The sequence below is a fragment of the Streptomyces sp. 142MFCol3.1 genome (assembly GCF_000424945.1).
Taxonomy (GTDB): Bacteria; Actinomycetota; Actinomycetes; order Streptomycetales; family Streptomycetaceae; genus Streptomyces; species Streptomyces siamensis.
This window is the reverse complement of the sequence record NZ_AUKV01000024.1, coordinates 83,795-99,606: the sequence shown is the minus strand read 5'-3', so window position 1 is coordinate 99,606 and position 15,812 is coordinate 83,795. Positions and strand designations below refer to the sequence as shown.

Annotated in this window: 13 protein-coding genes and 1 tRNA gene; 8 read left to right on the top strand and 6 right to left on the bottom strand. The window is 71.0% G+C overall.

What is annotated here, in order from left to right:
- The first annotated feature begins 94 nt into the window (after positions 1–94).
- The 5 genes from H305_RS0131105 (at position 95) to H305_RS0131085 (ending at position 5,743) form a co-directional block, all read left to right on the top strand.
- Positions 95–571 (top strand): FtsB family cell division protein, encoded by a 477-nt coding sequence (locus H305_RS0131105; RefSeq protein WP_028803895.1) that lies wholly within the window; start codon positions 95–97, stop codon positions 569–571.
- 29 nt (positions 572–600) lie between these two features.
- A complete protein-coding gene (locus tag H305_RS0131100; RefSeq protein ID WP_028803894.1) occupies positions 601–1,131 on the top strand; it encodes a DUF501 domain-containing protein in 531 nt (176 codons plus the stop codon).
- Positions 1,132–1,305: 174 nt separating this feature from the next.
- Complete coding sequence (locus H305_RS0131095) at positions 1,306–2,262, top strand: Ppx/GppA phosphatase family protein (RefSeq protein ID WP_028803893.1); 957 nt, start codon at positions 1,306–1,308, stop codon at positions 2,260–2,262.
- A 520-nt stretch (positions 2,263–2,782) separates the two neighbouring features.
- Positions 2,783–4,180 (top strand): NAD(P)/FAD-dependent oxidoreductase, encoded by a 1,398-nt coding sequence (locus H305_RS0131090; RefSeq protein ID WP_078629333.1) that lies wholly within the window; start codon positions 2,783–2,785, stop codon positions 4,178–4,180.
- Between the two features lie 273 nt (positions 4,181–4,453).
- Positions 4,454–5,743: an SAM-dependent methyltransferase gene (locus tag H305_RS0131085; protein WP_028803891.1), complete on the top strand. Its 1,290-nt coding sequence runs from the start codon at positions 4,454–4,456 to the stop codon at positions 5,741–5,743.
- Between the two features lie 72 nt (positions 5,744–5,815).
- Here H305_RS0131085 and H305_RS0131080 read toward each other — a convergent pair whose 3' ends face one another.
- Together H305_RS0131080 and H305_RS0131075 are read right to left on the bottom strand one after the other, a co-directional pair.
- Positions 5,816–8,344, bottom strand: coding sequence for an ABC transporter permease (locus H305_RS0131080; RefSeq protein WP_028803890.1), 2,529 nt, complete (start codon positions 8,342–8,344; stop codon positions 5,816–5,818).
- Between the two features lie 60 nt (positions 8,345–8,404).
- Complete coding sequence (locus tag H305_RS0131075; protein ID WP_028803889.1) at positions 8,405–9,175, bottom strand: ABC transporter ATP-binding protein; 771 nt, start codon at positions 9,173–9,175, stop codon at positions 8,405–8,407.
- A gap of 388 nt (positions 9,176–9,563) precedes the next feature.
- On the opposite strand from H305_RS0131075, the gene H305_RS0131070 reads away from it, so the two are divergent.
- Both H305_RS0131070 and H305_RS0131065 read left to right on the top strand, forming a co-directional pair.
- Positions 9,564–9,646: transfer RNA gene (locus H305_RS0131070), tRNA-Leu, on the top strand.
- Between the two features lie 488 nt (positions 9,647–10,134).
- Positions 10,135–11,016: a Bax inhibitor-1/YccA family membrane protein gene (locus H305_RS0131065; RefSeq protein ID WP_028803888.1), complete on the top strand. Its 882-nt coding sequence runs from the start codon at positions 10,135–10,137 to the stop codon at positions 11,014–11,016.
- A 160-nt stretch (positions 11,017–11,176) separates the two neighbouring features.
- Here the strand turns inward: H305_RS0131065 and H305_RS0131060 are convergent, their stop codons facing one another.
- Positions 11,177–11,407 carry a DUF4287 domain-containing protein gene (locus tag H305_RS0131060; protein ID WP_028803887.1) on the bottom strand — a complete coding sequence of 77 codons (231 nt, stop codon included), beginning with the start codon at positions 11,405–11,407 and terminating at the stop codon, positions 11,177–11,179.
- A gap of 103 nt (positions 11,408–11,510) precedes the next feature.
- On the opposite strand from H305_RS0131060, the gene H305_RS0131055 reads away from it, so the two are divergent.
- A complete protein-coding gene (locus tag H305_RS0131055; RefSeq protein ID WP_179332458.1) occupies positions 11,511–11,822 on the top strand; it encodes a hypothetical protein in 312 nt (103 codons plus the stop codon).
- Positions 11,823–11,872: 50 nt separating this feature from the next.
- On the opposite strand, the gene H305_RS0131050 is transcribed toward H305_RS0131055, so the two are convergent.
- The 3 genes from H305_RS0131050 to H305_RS0131040 all read right to left on the bottom strand — a co-directional run bounded on the left by H305_RS0131050 (position 11,873) and on the right by H305_RS0131040 (position 15,790).
- Positions 11,873–12,670, bottom strand: coding sequence for a hypothetical protein (locus H305_RS0131050; protein ID WP_028803885.1), 798 nt, complete (start codon positions 12,668–12,670; stop codon positions 11,873–11,875).
- 319 nt (positions 12,671–12,989) lie between these two features.
- A complete protein-coding gene (locus H305_RS0131045; RefSeq protein ID WP_028803884.1) occupies positions 12,990–14,210 on the bottom strand; it encodes an acetyl-CoA C-acetyltransferase in 1,221 nt (406 codons plus the stop codon).
- A 551-nt stretch (positions 14,211–14,761) separates the two neighbouring features.
- Entirely contained in the window at positions 14,762–15,790 is a 1,029-nt protein-coding gene (locus H305_RS0131040) for an SGNH/GDSL hydrolase family protein (protein ID WP_028803883.1), read from the bottom strand.
- Positions 15,791–15,812 lie beyond the last annotated feature (22 nt).

Here is a 15,812-nt window from a genome sequence, read left to right as displayed (position 1 = left end):
GTACGTACGTCCCCGTACTCGGTCCCGTACCGTGTGCGGGGACGTACGCACGTGACGGGCCGGCGGACGCGCAAGCACCGGGGAGGCGGGATACATGGCCGTGAAGGACCGGGACCGGTTCTCCACCGCGACCAGGCTGCGGCTGCTCGGTGAGCAGACGGCGGCCCGGGTGTACCGCTCGCAGACGAAGCGGCAGGCCCGTCGTTCCCGGCTGACCGGCCGGGCCGCGCTGCTCGCCCTCGTCCTGTGCTCCCTGATCGTCGCGCTCGCGTACCCGATAAGGCAGTACGTCTCCCAGCGCGCCGAGATCGCCGACGTGGAGCGGCAGCGGGAGCAGGCCCGCCGGCGGGTCGAGCAGCTGCGCGACCTCAAGGCGCGCTGGCGGGACGACGCGTACGCCGAACAGCAGATCCGGGACCGGCTGCACTACGTGATGCCCGGCGAGACCGGCTACATCGTCGTCGACCCGGACGCGGCGAAGCAGTCCCGCGCCGACCGGCGGGCGGCACCGCGCCCCTGGTACGCCAACGTCTGGGACGGCGTGGACAAGTCCGACGCCGCCGACAAGTGAACTGACCAGAAAGACATGTGACACACGGCATGGAAACGCCACCGCCGCCCACCCCGCGCACCGAACCGACCGACGCGGACGTCGAGGCCTTCAGGCAGCAGCTCGGCCGGCCGCCGCGCGGACTGCGCGCGATCGCGCACCGGTGCCCGTGCGGGCAGCCGGACGTCGTCGAGACGGCGCCGCGTCTTCCCGACGGGACACCGTTCCCCACGACGTACTACCTGACGTGCCCCCGGGCCGCGTCCGCCATCGGGACGCTGGAGGCCAACGGGGTCATGAAGGAGATGACCGAACGGCTGGCGACCGACCCGGAGCTGGCCGCCGCGTACCGTGCCGCGCACGAGGACTACATCGCGCGCCGCGACTCCATCGAGGTGCTGGAGGGCTTCCCCAGCGCGGGAGGCATGCCGGACCGGGTGAAGTGCCTCCACGTGCTGGTGGCGCACTCGCTGGCCGCCGGGCCGGGCGTGAACCCCCTCGGGGACGAGGCGATCGCCATGCTCCCGCAGTGGTGGAGCAAGGGGGCCTGTGTGGTCCTGCCGGACGGGGACCAGGACTGACTTGCCGCGGGTGACGGGAGCGGCCGCCTTCGGGCCGCCGCCCCGCGTCCGGGCACCTTTCGCCCCGGGACGCTGCCCCGGGCCCGCGCCCGCGCACCGGGGGTCCGCCCTTCGGGGAGGATCCGGGCCGGGACGGCCGGCGGCGGGGACGATCACGACAGGAGACCAGAGACCATGACCAGGGTCGCCGCCATCGACTGCGGCACCAACTCCATCAGGCTGCTCGTCGCCGACGCGGACCCGCGGACCGGTGAACTCGTCGAGCTGGACCGCCGGATGACGATCGTGCGGCTCGGACAGGGCGTCGACCGCACCGGACGGCTCGCCCCGGAGGCGCTGGAGCGGACCTTCGCGGCCTGCCGGGACTACGCGGCGGTCATCAAGGAGCTCGGCGCGCAGCGCCTGCGCTTCGTGGCGACCTCGGCCTCCCGGGACGCCGAGAACCGGGACGAGTTCGTGCGCGGGGTCCTGGACATCCTCGGGGTCGAGCCGGAGGTCATCAGCGGGGACCAGGAGGCGGAGTTCTCCTTCACCGGGGCGACCAGGGAGCTGACGGGACGCGACGACCTCGCGCGGCCCTTCCTCGTCGTGGACATCGGCGGCGGCTCCACCGAGCTGGTGGTGGGCGAGGAGCACGTGCGGGCGGCCCGCTCGGTGGACATCGGCTGCGTACGCATGACGGAGCGGCACCTCGTGCACGAGGGCGCCGTCAGCGATCCGCCGGCGCCCGCCCAGGTCGAGGCCGTCCGCGCCGACATCGAGGCCGCGCTGGACCTCGCGGAGCGCTCGGTGCCCCTGCGCGAGGCGCACACGCTCGTCGGTCTGGCCGGATCGGTGACCACGGTGTCGGCGATCGCGCAGAACCTCCCCGAGTACGACTCCGCGGCGATCCACCACTCCCGGATCTCCTACGACAAGGTCCGTGAGATCACCGAGTGGCTGCTCGCCTCCACGCACGCCGAGCGGGCCGCGATCCCCTCGATGCATCCGGGCCGTGTGGACGTCATCGCCTCGGGGGCCCTCGTCCTGCTCTCGATCATGGAGCGGATCGGCGCCCGGGAGGTCGTGGTGAGCGAGCACGACATCCTCGACGGCATCGCCTGGAGTGTGGCCGGGGATTCCGGCGAGTAGCGGCCCGGCCCGCGGTGTCCGCCGGGTGTTCCGCCCTCGGGGACGCCGGCCCGGCGGTGACGCGGCCCACGGCTCCGCCGTGGTCTGGCTCTCCTTTTACTACCAATCGGTAGCCTCGGCTGAGCAGGTCGAATAACGTATGAGCGTCCCTCGGGCGGCTGGAACGGCACCGAGCGACAGGCCGTCGGAAAACTTCGTGAAGTTCTTCACAAGGAAAAGGGCCCTGCTGGGCGAGGATCTGGCCTCCAGGGTCCCGTGCGAGGGCTGACGCGGCCCGGGAGCGCGCTCGCCGGAGCGTCTCCGGGGCGGCGCGGGAGGGCCCCGCCGGGCAGTGGTCCTGTCGGCCGGTGGGGCCGGAGCGGCAGCTCACGCGGGGTTGACAACGGCCTTCAGGGAACAGTGGTTCCCTCGCGGCGACATGACCTGGGTCACGTGGGCGGCGCAGTGTAGCAGAGCCCCCGTCAAAGCTTGTGAAGGGGCGCACGAGCGACCCCCCGGGGGCGGGTGGATACTCGATGGCATGAGCACCACGGAGCGTCCCAGGATCCTCGTAGTAGGCGGTGGGTACGTAGGCCTGTACGCAGCTCGGCGCATTCTGAAGAAGATGCGCTACGGAGAGGCGACCGTCACGGTCGTCGACCCCCGGTCGTACATGACCTACCAGCCCTTCCTCCCCGAAGCCGCCGCCGGCAGCATCTCCCCTCGGCATGTCGTCGTCCCGCTGCGACGCGTGCTCCCGAAGGCGGAGGTCCTCACCGGCCGGGTCACCACCATCGACCAGGACCGCAAGGTCGCCACGATCGCCCCCCTCGTGGGTGAGGCGTACGAGCTGCCTTTCGACTACCTCGTCATCGCGATGGGCGCGGTCTCCCGCACCTTCCCGATCCCCGGCCTCGCCGAGCAGGGCATCGGCATGAAGGGCATCGAGGAGTCCATCGGCCTGCGCAACCACGTCCTCGAGCAGCTGGACAAGGCCGACTCGACCACGGACGAGGAGGTGCGGCGCAAGGCGCTCACCTTCGTCTTCGTCGGCGGTGGCTTCGCCGGTGCGGAGACCATCGGTGAGGTCGAGGACATGGCCCGCGACGCGGCCAAGTACTACAACAGCGTGTCCCGTGAGGACATGCGCTTCATCCTCGTCGACGCCGCGGACAAGATCCTTCCCGAGGTCGGCCCGAAGCTCGGCCAGTACGGCAAGGAGCACCTGGAGAGCCGCGGTGTGGAGATCTACCTCTCCACCTCCATGGACTCCTGCGTCGACGGCCACGTGGTGCTGAAGAACGGCCTGGAGGTCGACTCCAACACCATCGTGTGGACGGCCGGCGTCAAGCCGAACCCGGTCCTGTCCCGCTTCGGTCTGCCGCTCGGCCCGCGTGGCCACGTGGACACCCAGACCACCCTCCAGGTGCAGGGCACGGACTACATCTGGGCCGCCGGCGACAACGCCCAGGTGCCGGACGTCGCCGCCCGCAAGGCCGGTGTCGAGAACGCCTGGTGCCCGCCGAACGCCCAGCACGCGCTGCGTCAGGCCAAGGTCCTCGGCGACAACGTGATCTCCGGCATGCGGGGCTTCCCGCAGAAGGAGTACTCGCACTCCAACAAGGGTGCGGTGGCCGGTCTCGGCCTCCACAAGGGCGTCGCGATGATCGTCATGGGCAAGATGAAGATCAAGCTCAAGGGCCGTCTCGCCTGGTACATGCACCGTGGCTACCACGGTATGGCCATGCCGACCTGGAACCGGAAGATCCGCGTCTTCGCCGACTGGACGCTCGCGATGTTCCTCAAGCGCGAGGTCGTCTCCCTCGGCGCCATGGAGACTCCGCGCGAGGAGTTCTACGAGGCCGCCAAGCCGGCGCCCGCGGCGGCTGCCGCCCCGGCGCCCGCCGTGAAGACCGAGGAGAAGGCCAAGGCCTCCTGACCTCCGGTCAACGAACGCCCCGAACCTGAAGGGGCCGCCCGCCATCCGTGGTGCGGGCGGCCCCTTCGGCGTTCCGCCGGACGGGTCAAAGAGGCGACGGCTCGCACCGACGAAAAGCATGGCCGTTACACCCATTTTGCGAAGCCGTAACGCGTAAGGGGGACTGCGCGAGAGGCGCGATGGTGTTTACGTGGTGTCGGAGCGTTCGGGAGTGTCCGCCCCGAGCCCTCGGCTTCGTTCGAGTGGGGGAGACCCCCATCGGAGGTGTGCGCCATGCAGGACGCCGCGCTGCGGCTGAAGAGCCTTGTCGAGCAGATGCTGGGAACCCCCCTCCCCGTGCGCATCCGCGCCTGGGACGGTTCGGAGGCGGGGCCGCCCGGCGCTCCCGTCCTCGTCGTACGCAATCGGCGGGCCCTGCGCCGGCTGCTGTGGAGGCCGGGTGAGTTGGGGCTGGCGCGCGGCTGGGTCTCCGGCGACCTCGGCGTCGAAGGCGACCTGTACGCCGCCCTGGACCTGATGTCCGGGCTGGTGTGGGAGCGCGGTGAGGACGCCCGGGGGCTCGTCGAGTCGCTGCGCGACCCCCAGGTGCGGGCCGCCGTCCGCGGACTGGTGGCCATGGCGGGCCCGCCGCTGCCGCCCGCCCCGCCGCGCGAGGAGACGCGCAGACACCGTCACCTGCACACCCGCCGCACCGACAAGCGTGCCATCAGCCACCACTACGACGTGGGCAACGACTTCTACGAGATCGTCCTCGGCCCCTCCATGGTGTACTCCTGCGCCTACTGGGAGGACGGCGGGACCCTGGAGGAGGCCCAGCGCGACAAGCTGGAACTGATCTGCCGCAAGCTCGGCCTGAAGCCCGGTCAGCGGCTGCTGGACGTCGGCTGCGGCTGGGGATCGATGGCCATCCACGCCGCCCGCGAGCACGGCGTCGGTGTCGTCGGGGTGACGCTGTCGCAGGAGCAGGCCGCCTACGCCCGCAAGCGGGTCGCCGACGAGGGCCTGACCGACCGGGTCGAGATCCGGGTGCAGGACTACCGCGACGTCACCGACGGCCCCTACGACGCGATCTCCTCCATCGGGATGGCCGAACACGTCGGCGCCGAACGCTACCTGGAGTACGCGCAGGTGCTGCACCGGCTGCTCATGCCCGGCGGCCGGCTGCTCAACCACCAGATCGCCCGCCGCCCGCAGCGGGACGAAACGACGTACTCCGTGGACGAGTTCATCGACGCGTACGTCTTCCCGGACGGCGAGCTCGCGCCGGTCGGGACCACGGTGACACAGCTGGAGCGCGCCGGGTTCGAGGTGCGCGACGTCGAGTCCCTGCGCGAGCACTACGCGCTCACCCTGCGCCGCTGGGTCACCAACCTGGAGGCGCAGTGGGCACGGGCCGTGAAGCTCTCCAGCCCTCCGCGCGCCCGTGTCTGGCGCCTGTACATGGCGGCCAGCGCGCTCGCCTTCGAACACAACCGCATCGGGGTCAACCAGGTCCTGGCGGTCCGGACACCCGAACCGGCCGGTGCCTCCGGGCTGCCGCTGCGGGCGCGGACCTGGAACTGACCCGCACGCGCCGGGGCCCCTCCCGTATCCGTACGGGAGGGGCCCCGGCCCGGTGTTCCGTGCCGGCCGGCGTCACTCCGACTTGATCGCCGTCAGCATGTTCAGACGGGCCGCCCGGCGCGCCGGCCACAGGGCCGCCAGGACGCCGACCGTCGCCGCGAGGAGCAGGAAGACGGCCATCCGGCCCCAGGGCAGGACCAGTTCGTACGTCGCCATCCTGCTGCCCAGCAGCTCACCGGCCGCCCAGCCGAAGAACACACCCAGGCCGATGCCGAGGACACCGCCGAACAGCGAGATGACCAGGGACTCCAGGCGGACCATGCGCTTGATGCCCTTGCGGTCGAGGCCGATCGCCCGCAGCATCCCGATCTCCTGCGAGCGCTCGAAGACCGACATGGCGAGGGTGTTGATGACGCCGAGGACGGCGACGACGACCGCCATCGCGAGCAGGCCGTACATCATGTTCAGGATCAGGGTGAACATCTGCGCGATGCCGTCGGAGAGGTCCTGCTTGTCCTGCACCTTGATGGCCGGGTTGTCGCCGAGGGCCTTCTCCAGCCGGTCCTTGGTCGCGTCCGACGCGCCGTGCGACGTCTTCAGCATGACCTGCATGTCGGAGGCGTCGCTCTGGTGGGGCGAGAGGGTGGCGTTGTCCAGGATGATGCCCTGGATCATCTCGTTGCCCTCGTAGACACCGGCGACCGAGAGCCGCTGCCTCTTCCCGTCCTCGTACGAGACCGTGAAGTGCGAGCCGGCCTTCCAGCGGTGGGAGGCGGCGGTGTCCTTGTCGACGACGACCCGGGTGCCGGCGACCTCGAAGGAGCCGTCGGTGACGTCGAGATCGGTCAGCCGGGTGATGGCCGGGCCGTTGACGCCGGTCAGGAACTCGGTCTGCCGGTCGATGCGGGAGGGCGCGTTGCGCAGGGAGCTGGTGTGGGTGACCCCGTCGACGCCGGCGAGCTTCTTCTCGACGTCGGGGGAGAGCGAGTTGCCGTTCGCCATCGAGACGACGTAGTCCGCCCGGATGGCCGAACTGGCCATCTTGTCGATGGACTTCTGCAGGCTGCCCGCCATCACCGTCATGCCGGTGATCAGGGTGAGACCGATCATCAGGGCGGAGGCGGTCGCGGCCGTACGGCGCGGGTTGCGGACCGAGTTCTGCCGGGCCAGCTTGCCGGAGATGCCGAAGACGCGCAGCACCGGGGCCGCCGCCGCGATCAGCGGCCGGGACAGCAGCGGGGTGAGGACGAAGACGCCGATGATGAGCAGGACCGCGCCGAAGCCCATCGGGGCCTGGCCGTCCGAGCCGTCCATGGTGGTCGCGTACAGGACCACGGCGACACCGGCGGCGGCGAGCAGGGCGCCGAGCGTGTTCCGCAGCACCAGCGACTTCGTCGTCGCCTTCGCGTGCACGCTGCCCATCGCGGCGACCGGCGGGATCTTCGCGGCGCGGCGGCCGGGCAGCCAGGCGGCGAGCATGGTGATGAGGACGCCGACGAGCAGCGCCGTGCCGACGGTGCCGGGCGACACGACCAGCGGGCCGTCGGGCACGGTGGCACCGAGGGCGCCCATCAGGGAACGCATCCCCGCGCCGATACCGATGCCCGCGGCCAGGCCCGCGACGGCGGCGACCGCGCCCACCACGAACGCCTCGACCAGCACCGACCGGGTGACCTGGCGGCGGGAGGCGCCGACGGCGCGCAGCAGGGCCAGCTCCTTGGTGCGCTGCGCGACCAGCATGGTGAAGGTGTTGGCGATGATGAAGGTGCCGACGAACAGCGAGATCCCGGCGAAGACCAGCAGACCCGTCTTCATGCCGCTCATCGCCGAGGCGATCTGGGTGGCCTGGTCGTCGGCGAGCTGCCGGCCGGTGGTGGTGGAGGCGACGTCCTCGGGCACGACCCGGTCGATCGCGGCCCGCAGCGCGGTCTGGCTGGTGCCCGCGGCGGCCTTCACGTCGATCTCGTCGTAGGAGCCGACCGAGTGGAACAGCCGCTGCGCGGTGGCCGTGTCGAACAGGGCGAGGCTGCCGCCCGCGGCGACGTTGCCGTCGTCCGTGGTGAAGACGCCGGTCACCGTGGGGGCCAGGACGGGCCCGTCGACGGAGATCCGTACGGTGTCGCCGACCTTGTAACCGGCCCGTCGTGCGGTCTCGGAGTCGATGGCCACCTCGTCCTCGCCGTGCGGCGCGTGACCCTTCGTCAGCGGGTACCGGGGGTCGTCGGTGCCCCAGTAGTTCCCGCCCTGCGACTGGAAGCCGCCGCCGATGAGCTTGCCGTCCTTGCCGGCGATGGCGGTGAAGCCGTTCACGACACCGACGGCGGTGGCCGCGCCGGGCGCGGCGGCGACCTTGTCGAGCAGCGGCCGGGTGAGCTTGTGCTCCTTGCCGACCGTGTCGCCCTTGTCCTCCTGGCTCTTGGGCCGGACGGCGACGTCGACCTGGTCGAAGCCCTTGGCGGAGCTCTTCTGGTAGGCGTCCGAGATCGTGTTGGTGAAGACCAGGGTCCCGGACACGAACGCCACACCGAGCATCACGGCGAGCACGGTCATCAGGAGCCTGGCCTTGTGCGCGAGCACGTTGCGCAGGGCGGTACGGAGCATGGGTCTTTTCTCAGTCCAGGGAAGGGGCGGCGGCGGGGTGGGCGGTGGTCGGACGGGGCGTCAGCTCGTGCGGCCCTTGCCGTCGAACTGCTTCATCCGGTCGAGCACGGACTCGGCGGTCGGCCCGTACACCTCGTCGACGATGCGGCCGTCCGCCAGGAAGACCACGCGGTCCGCGTACGCGGCGGCCACCGGGTCGTGGGTGACCATGACGACGGTCTGCCCCAGCTCCCGTACGGAGTTGCGCAGGAAGCCCAGCACCTCCGCGCCCGAGCGCGAGTCGAGGTTTCCGGTCGGCTCGTCGCCGAAGATGATGTCCGGCCGCGAGGCCAGGGCGCGGGCGACGGCGACGCGCTGCTGCTGGCCGCCGGAGAGCTGGGAGGGCCGGTGCCCGAGGCGGTCGGACAGCCCGATCATCTTGATGACGGTGTCCAGCCACTGCTTGTCGGGCTTACGGCCCGCGATGTCCATGGGGAGCGTGATGTTCTCCAGGGCCGTCAGCGTCGGCAGCAGGTTGAAGGCCTGGAAGATGAACCCGATCTTGTCCCGGCGCAGCTTGGTCAGCTGCTTGTCCTTCAGGGAGCCCAGCTCGGTCTCGCCGATGCGCACGGAGCCGTTGCTGAAGGTGTCGAGGCCCGCCACGCAGTGCATGAGCGTGGACTTGCCGGACCCCGAGGGACCCATGATCGCGGTGAACTCGGCCTGCCGGAAGTCGACCGAGACCCGGTCGAGGGCGACCACCTGGGTCTCGCCCTGTCCGTAGACCTTCGACAGTTCCGTGGCGCGGGCGGCCACGGTGGTGGTGGTGCCGGCGAGGGGCGTGGTGGTCACGGGAGAGTGCTCCTGTCGGGACGACGTTCGGGGATGTCTCCCCATCGTCGGTCCCGTTCCGCGCGCTGTAGTCAGCCGCTGTTCCGGTTCCGGGGACAGACTGCGGTCGGACCGGCGGCGGCCGAGTCATACCTGGGGATGACGGAACCCCCTGAGAGGACCCCCGGGTGCGAGGTCACGCAGTGCGCTCGTTCGGACGGTGAAATTCCGTCATTCCGCATGCGATGTCGTGGGGCGTCCGAAAGGCTACTGGCAAGTGCGGATGGCCCGTACCGAGTGCTGATGCACCCTCAGACGTCAATAAAATAAGACAACATCGGGTCGCCCGACCGCTGTTCGGGGGATGCGCCCCGATAGGCTCGGAACCTCGATGCGGAGCCCATGGCCTGCCCGGATGGTGGAATGCAGACACGGCGAGCTTAAACCTCGCTGCCCCTCGCGGGCGTACCGGTTCAAGTCCGGTTCCGGGCACCTCCGACCCTCTCGTTCATCCGCCGTGCACCGCGGGGCGCGGCCGTGCGCGGGTTTCCGCGAGGACTTCGTCCCTCACCCTCGACAGCCGGCCGGTGCGGTCGGAGACTCACACCGGAGGAAGACGGTGAAGGAAACTTCACCTTGCGAACCACGCCACCACGGCCGCCGAGGCCGACCTGGCCGAGGGGTGCACCGTCTTCCCGCCGGGCCTGGTTCCGCCGCCCCGCGGACGGGAGCAACGCTGTGGGGGGCGGAGGAGACACGGCGGGCCGCGAAGGGTCGCGCCAGGGCGCCCGGCGCGACAGCGGGCATAAAGAGGAGGCCACGGGCGCTGTCACGGCTTGGTACCAGTGCGGGCGGCCTCGAGACCGCACGCGTACCGTGGCAGCACGAGGGAAAGATCCTCCCCAAGCACTAGGGTCAATCCTTTGCCTACCCATTACCCTTGAGGCCAAGGCCGCGCAGGGTGGCCATGGAGGAGTGAAATGAGGAGCAGTAACCCGGTCTTCTCGCGACGGGGGTTCAGCCGCGACAACGGTTACGCGGGGTTCAACGCGGCGCCGCAGGCCGGGGGACCCGCTGCCGGAACCCAGGGCAACCCGTACGCCCAGCAGGGCGGCAACCCCTACGCGCAGAACCCGTACGCACAGCAGGACCTCCAGTACGGCGCTCCGCCGCAGGCCCCGGCCACCACCGGCCGCATGACCATGGACGACGTCGTCATGCGCTCGGCCATGACGCTCGGCACGGTCGCCGTCGGCGCCATCCTCGCCTGGGCCCTGCTGCCGGTGTCGTCCACCAGCTACGGCCTGGCGATCGGCGCCGCACTGGTCGCCTTCGTGCTGGCCATGGTCCAGTCCTTCAAGCGCACCGCCTCGCCCGCGCTGATCCTCGGTTACGCCGCCTTCGAGGGCGTCTTCCTCGGGGTCATCAGCGAGATGTACAACAGCCAGTGGTCCGGCGCGCCCTTCCAGGCCGTGCTCGGCACCATGGCGGTCACCGGCGCGACCCTCCTCGTCTACAAGGCGGGCTGGATCCGTGTGACCGCGCGGTACGCGCGCATCGGCATGACCATCGCCATCGCGTTCGTCGTGGTCATGGCGGTCAACCTGCTGCTGGTCGTCTTCGGCGTCGCCGAGGACGGCGGACTGCGCAGCATGGGCCCGCTCGGCGCGATCGTCGGCATCCTCGCGATCCTGATCGGCGCGTTCTTCCTGACCCTCGACTTCAAGCAGATCGAGGACGGCATCGCCTACGGCGCGCCGAAGGAGGAGGCCTGGCTGGCCGCGTTCGGCCTGACCCTCACCCTCGTGTGGATCTACGTCGAGATGCTGCGCCTGGTCGCCATCTTCAGCGGCGACGACTAGCCGGCTGCCGGCGGTGCGGCGACAGCGTTCTCCGCACCGGCCGGCCATCTGGCCGGACGACCCGGCCACAGGCACCTGAAAGGGCCCGCGAACCACGGTTCGCGGGCCCTTCGTCGTGGGATGCCTGTCGTCGGATGCCTGGTGTCACTGCGGTGCGCGCTCAGAGCAGTTTGCGCGCGGCCCTCCTCAGGTCGTACTCGTGAATGATCGCTTTGGCGTGGCCGTACGCGAGGTTGTGCTCGGCGCGGAGCCAGCTGACCTTCTCCTCGAAGCGGAAGAGGGCGGGGCCTTCCTCGACGGTGCGAAGCCAGTCGGAGATCTCACGACCGGTGCAGTGGGGGATTCGGGCGAGCAGATTGCGATGGGTCTCCTCGGAGAAGACTTGGGACATCGGCGCCTCCGGACGCAATGGGATGTAAGCCGGTCCTTCACGCCACCGTGCCTGAGGCTTCGGTTGTTGGCAACAGTCCTGTCGCGGCGCGTAGTCTCGCGACGTGCTTGATACGACGCCGCTGACCCGAGCCGTGGATCACTTCGCCGACCGGTTGCGGGCCGCGCCGCAGAGCCGCCTGCAACGCAACGCGGCAGCCGAGGCACTGGGTCTGGCCAGGGAGTTGGCACTGCGTGCCCAGCATCTGGAGGACCCCTCCGCGGCCCCCCGGGAGATGCCCGACGCGGGCATGTTCGCCGCCGCCGACCAAATCACCGTCGCGGCGCACGACTTGGCTCTCGTGCTGACGACCGAGGAGGAGCTGGCGCAGGCGGTGGCCCTCGTGGAGGAGGCACAGAAACGCGCCGGGGTCTGATCGGCTGACCGACTCCGGCGCGGGGTGACGCTTCTGGGCGGCGCGCGCTCCTACAGCGACGCGATGACGCGGTCCGCCAGGATGTAGACGTTCTCGTCGCCGCAGGCGAACGTCAGCGTGTACGCGCCCGACACGCCCGAGCCGCCGAGCAGGACCGGGGTCTCGCCCTCCCTCAGCGCGGTGGCGAGCCGCTCCGCCGTCTCACGGTGACCCGGCGTCATGCACAGCGTCGTACCGTCCGCGAAGACGTAGACGTCGAGGGTGCCGAGCGGGCCCGGGCGGACGTCCGCCAGCTCCGTGCCGGACACGGCGAGTTCCTCCAGGCACGCCACCGTGCGCTCATGGTCGTTCACCACGGGCGACTGGACCGGTACGAAGTCCGGGTGGGAGGGGTGGCGGCGGCGGGCCGCGGCCAGTTCCGGCGACTCGCTGTGGGCGGCGGCGGAGCCCTCCTCGGCGTCCGCGGCGGCCTCGGCGACCGGCTCCAGGGGCTCCAGGCCGGCGAAGTCCGACTGGCGCGGCAGGAACATCTCGCTGTCCGTCAGGCCGAGCAGGGAGGGTGCCTCGGAGGCGTCACGCGCTTCCTGGGCGGCCCAGAAGGCCCGCGCCTCGGCGAGCTCCCGCTCCCGCTCCTCGGCGAGCGCCTCGGCGACCGCGGCCCGTATCTCGTCCGTGTCGGCTGCCTGGCGGGCGGCGGGCACGAGACCGCGCGCGGTGGCCGCCGCCCGGCTCTCGACGAGCTCGGTGTGCAGAGCCGCGACCTGTCGACGCAGTCCCCGCACGGTGCGCAGTACGGCGATGCCCACGGCCGCGGTGGCACCCGTGGTGAGGAGCAAAGCAATCGGCATGGCGCTCACTGACGTACTCCCGGTTCAAGGTCGGCCCCGACTTCCTACATCAGCTTGAAGGGCGGACCATCCGGCTGTCAGTGCGTAACGTCACGAAAGGGACAGGACCTTGTGCCTGAGGTTTAGTCGTACAAGTGCTCTGACCTGCGAAAACCCCTCTCCGGAGGGAGATAGGTCACATCTTGGGCGGGATTGGATCACAAATCGGCCCAGAGCCCCGGTGGTTACGGGGATCTGGGCCGATCCGGTCACGTTCGGTTCAACAACGGTCACCCGTACGGGATCTGCCGCCCGTTCGGATCCGCGTGCGCGACCCGTGTCAGCTGAGGCGCTCGACGACCATCGCCATGCCCTGGCCGCCGCCCACGCACATCGTCTCCAGGCCGAACTGCTTGTCGTGGAACTGGAGGCTGTTGATGAGCGTGCCGGTGATGCGGGCGCCGGTCATGCCGAAGGGGTGGCCGACGGCGATCGCGCCGCCGTTCACGTTCAGCTTGTCCAGCGGGATGTTCAGGTCGCGGTAGCTCGGGATCACCTGGGCGGCGAACGCCTCGTTGATCTCGAACAGGTCGATGTCGTCGACGGTCAGCCCCGCGCGCCTCAGGGCCTGCTTGCTGGCCTCCACCGGACCCAGGCCCATGATCTCGGGGGACAGACCGGTGACACCGGTCGACACGATGCGGGCGAGCGGGGTGAGACCGAGCTCGCGGGCCTTCGTGTCGGACATGATCACGAGGGCGGCGGCGCCGTCGTTCAGCGGGCAGCAGTTGGCCGCCGTGACGAGACCGTCGGGGCGGAAGACGGGCTTGAGGCCCTGCACGCCCTCCAGGGTCACGCCCGCGCGCGGGCCGTCGTCCTTGGAGACGACCGTGCCGTCGGGCGTCGTGATCGGGGTGATCTCGCGCTCCCAGAAGCCGTTCTTGACGGCTTCCTCGGCGAGGTTCTGCGAGCGGACGCCGAACTCGTCCATGTCCTGGCGGGTGACGCCCTTGAGGCGCGCCAGGTTCTCGGCGGTCTGGCCCATCGCGATGTACGCGTCCGGGATCAGGCCGTCCTCGCGCGGGTCGTGCCAGGTCGAGCCCTCCGTCTGCGCGACGGCGGCGGTGCGCGCCTCCGCCTCGGCGAAGAGGGGGTTGTGGGTGTCCGGCAGGCCGTCGCTGGTGCCCTTGACACTGCGCGACACCATCTCGACGCCCGCGGAGATGAAGACGTCGCCCTCGCCCGCCTTGATGGCATGCAGTGCCATGCGGGAGGTCTGCAGCGAGGAGGAGCAGTAGCGGGTGATGGTGCAGCCGGGGAGGTGGTCCATCCCCATCTGCACGGCGACGATGCGGCCGAGGTTGTGGCCCTGCTCGCCGCCGGGGAGGCCGCAGCCGAGCATGAGGTCGTCGATGTCCTTCGGGTCCAGCTCGGGGACCTTGGCGAGGGCGGCCTCGATGATCGTGGCGGTCAGGTCGTCGGGGCGTACGTCCTTCAGGGAGCCCTTGAAGGCGCGGCCGATGGGGGAGCGGGCGGCTGAGACGATCACGGCTTCGGGCATCACGGCTCCAGTGGCATACGGGGATGGACCTTCGTGCAGGGCTGGTTGGGAAGTTACCCGTACGTATGGGCAAGGTCACGGGTGTGGGTGTGTGACTCGGGCCGCACTTTTCTAAGCGCTTGCTTTTTTCTGGCGGGGGCGCCTTGAGGGGGCGGCGGGCCTGAGGTGGGGTCCCTTCTCCAGCCTGGACCCCGGACCTGTTTCTCGCCCCCTCCGCCCCTGCCCGTCCCACACCTGGGGCTCCGCCCCGGACCTCGCTCCTCAAACGCCGGAGGCGCTGAAAGCAGAGCCGGGGAATTCCGGCGGAGGGCGGGAGACCTCAGCCCGTCCGGCGTTTGAGGACGAGGCCGTCCAGGCCGATTCGAGGTGGACCGTTCCGGCCGAGGGCAGGAGCTCTCGGCCCGTCCGGCGTTTGAGGACGAGGCCGTCCAGGCCGATGCCCAGGCGCGGCCGAGCCCACCGCCAGGGCTGAGGCACAGGAGCCTGCCCTGGGCTCCGGCAACAGGAGCCGACTGGGCTGCGGCACCGCAGGGGCGGGTGGGCCCGCCGGGCTACGGGGACGGCGCCGGTGCCGGGTCCGTGGCAGGCAGCCTCCGGCGGCGACGGCGCTTGAGGAGCGCCCAGGGCCCCCGCGGCCCCGTGGGCATGGCGGCAGTGACCTCCGTGCCGGGCTCGGACACGGCCTCCGCCGCCGCCCGGGCCACCGGCAGGAACCCCTCGCGCCGAGAGGCGTCCGGCCGCTCCTCGTCGGCCGGCCACAGGCCGAGCGCGGCGCACACCGTGGGCAGCACCGCCATCGCGGCCGTCGCGTACCCCTCCGCGGACGGGTGGTAGTTGTCGGGGCCGAACAGCTCCCGCGGGTTCGCCTCGAACTCGGGGCCCAGCAGGTCGCCCAGCGACACCGTCCGGCCGCCCTGCTCGACCGTGCCGATGGTCTGCGCGGCGGCGAGCTGGCGCGACGCCCGCCGCGCCAGCCACCGCAGCGGCTGCTGGACCTGCTCGACGGTGCCCAGGTCGGGGCAGGTGCCGACGATGACCTCCGCACCCGCCGTGCGCAGCCGCCGCACCGCCGAGGACAGATGGCGCACGGACCGGGTCGGCGGCATCCGGTGCGTCACGTCGTTCGCACCGATCATGATCACGCAGACGTCGGGCACGCGGGCGGGATCCGCGAGGGCGAGCACCACCTGACGGTCCAGGTCGTCCGACTGGGCACCGGGCAGCGCCACGTTGCACAGTTCCACCGGCCGCTCGGCCACCGCGGCGAGCCCGGAGGCCAGCAGCGCGCCCGGTGTCTGCCGGGCGCGGTGCACGCCCTGCCCCGCGGCCGTGGAGTCGCCGAGCATCGTCAGGCGGAGCGGGGCCTCGCCGGGGGCGGCGCCGGCGTAGTCGTATCCGTACAGGCCGTCGGCGCGCGGCGCGTACGGCGCGCTCCCGTTGCCCACCTGGCGCTTCGCCAGCTGCACCTCGGCCAGCACCAGGCCGACGGCGGCCGCGCCCACCAGGCCGATCCCACCACCGCCGTACGCCGCGCCCGCCGCGATGCGCCGCGCCACCCTCGCCCTCGACAAGCTCGACATCCTTGGCCGCCACCTCCTCGTA

Coding starts and splice junctions, on each gene's coding strand:
- H305_RS0131050 (WP_028803885.1), bottom strand. CDS start 12,670: ATGCCGATTGCTTTGCTCCTCACCACGGGTGCCACCGCGGCCGTGGGC.
- H305_RS0131100 (WP_028803894.1), top strand. CDS start 601: ATGGAAACGCCACCGCCGCCCACCCCGCGCACCGAACCGACCGACGCG.
- H305_RS0131040 (WP_028803883.1), bottom strand. CDS start 15,790: ATGTCGAGCTTGTCGAGGGCGAGGGTGGCGCGGCGCATCGCGGCGGGC.
- H305_RS0131090 (WP_078629333.1), top strand. CDS start 2,783: ATGAGCACCACGGAGCGTCCCAGGATCCTCGTAGTAGGCGGTGGGTAC.
- H305_RS0131080 (WP_028803890.1), bottom strand. CDS start 8,344: ATGCTCCGTACCGCCCTGCGCAACGTGCTCGCGCACAAGGCCAGGCTC.
- H305_RS0131105 (WP_028803895.1), top strand. CDS start 95: ATGGCCGTGAAGGACCGGGACCGGTTCTCCACCGCGACCAGGCTGCGG.
- H305_RS0131085 (WP_028803891.1), top strand. CDS start 4,454: ATGCAGGACGCCGCGCTGCGGCTGAAGAGCCTTGTCGAGCAGATGCTG.
- H305_RS0131065 (WP_028803888.1), top strand. CDS start 10,135: ATGAGGAGCAGTAACCCGGTCTTCTCGCGACGGGGGTTCAGCCGCGAC.
- H305_RS0131045 (WP_028803884.1), bottom strand. CDS start 14,210: ATGCCCGAAGCCGTGATCGTCTCAGCCGCCCGCTCCCCCATCGGCCGC.
- H305_RS0131060 (WP_028803887.1), bottom strand. CDS start 11,407: ATGTCCCAAGTCTTCTCCGAGGAGACCCATCGCAATCTGCTCGCCCGA.
- H305_RS0131095 (WP_028803893.1), top strand. CDS start 1,306: ATGACCAGGGTCGCCGCCATCGACTGCGGCACCAACTCCATCAGGCTG.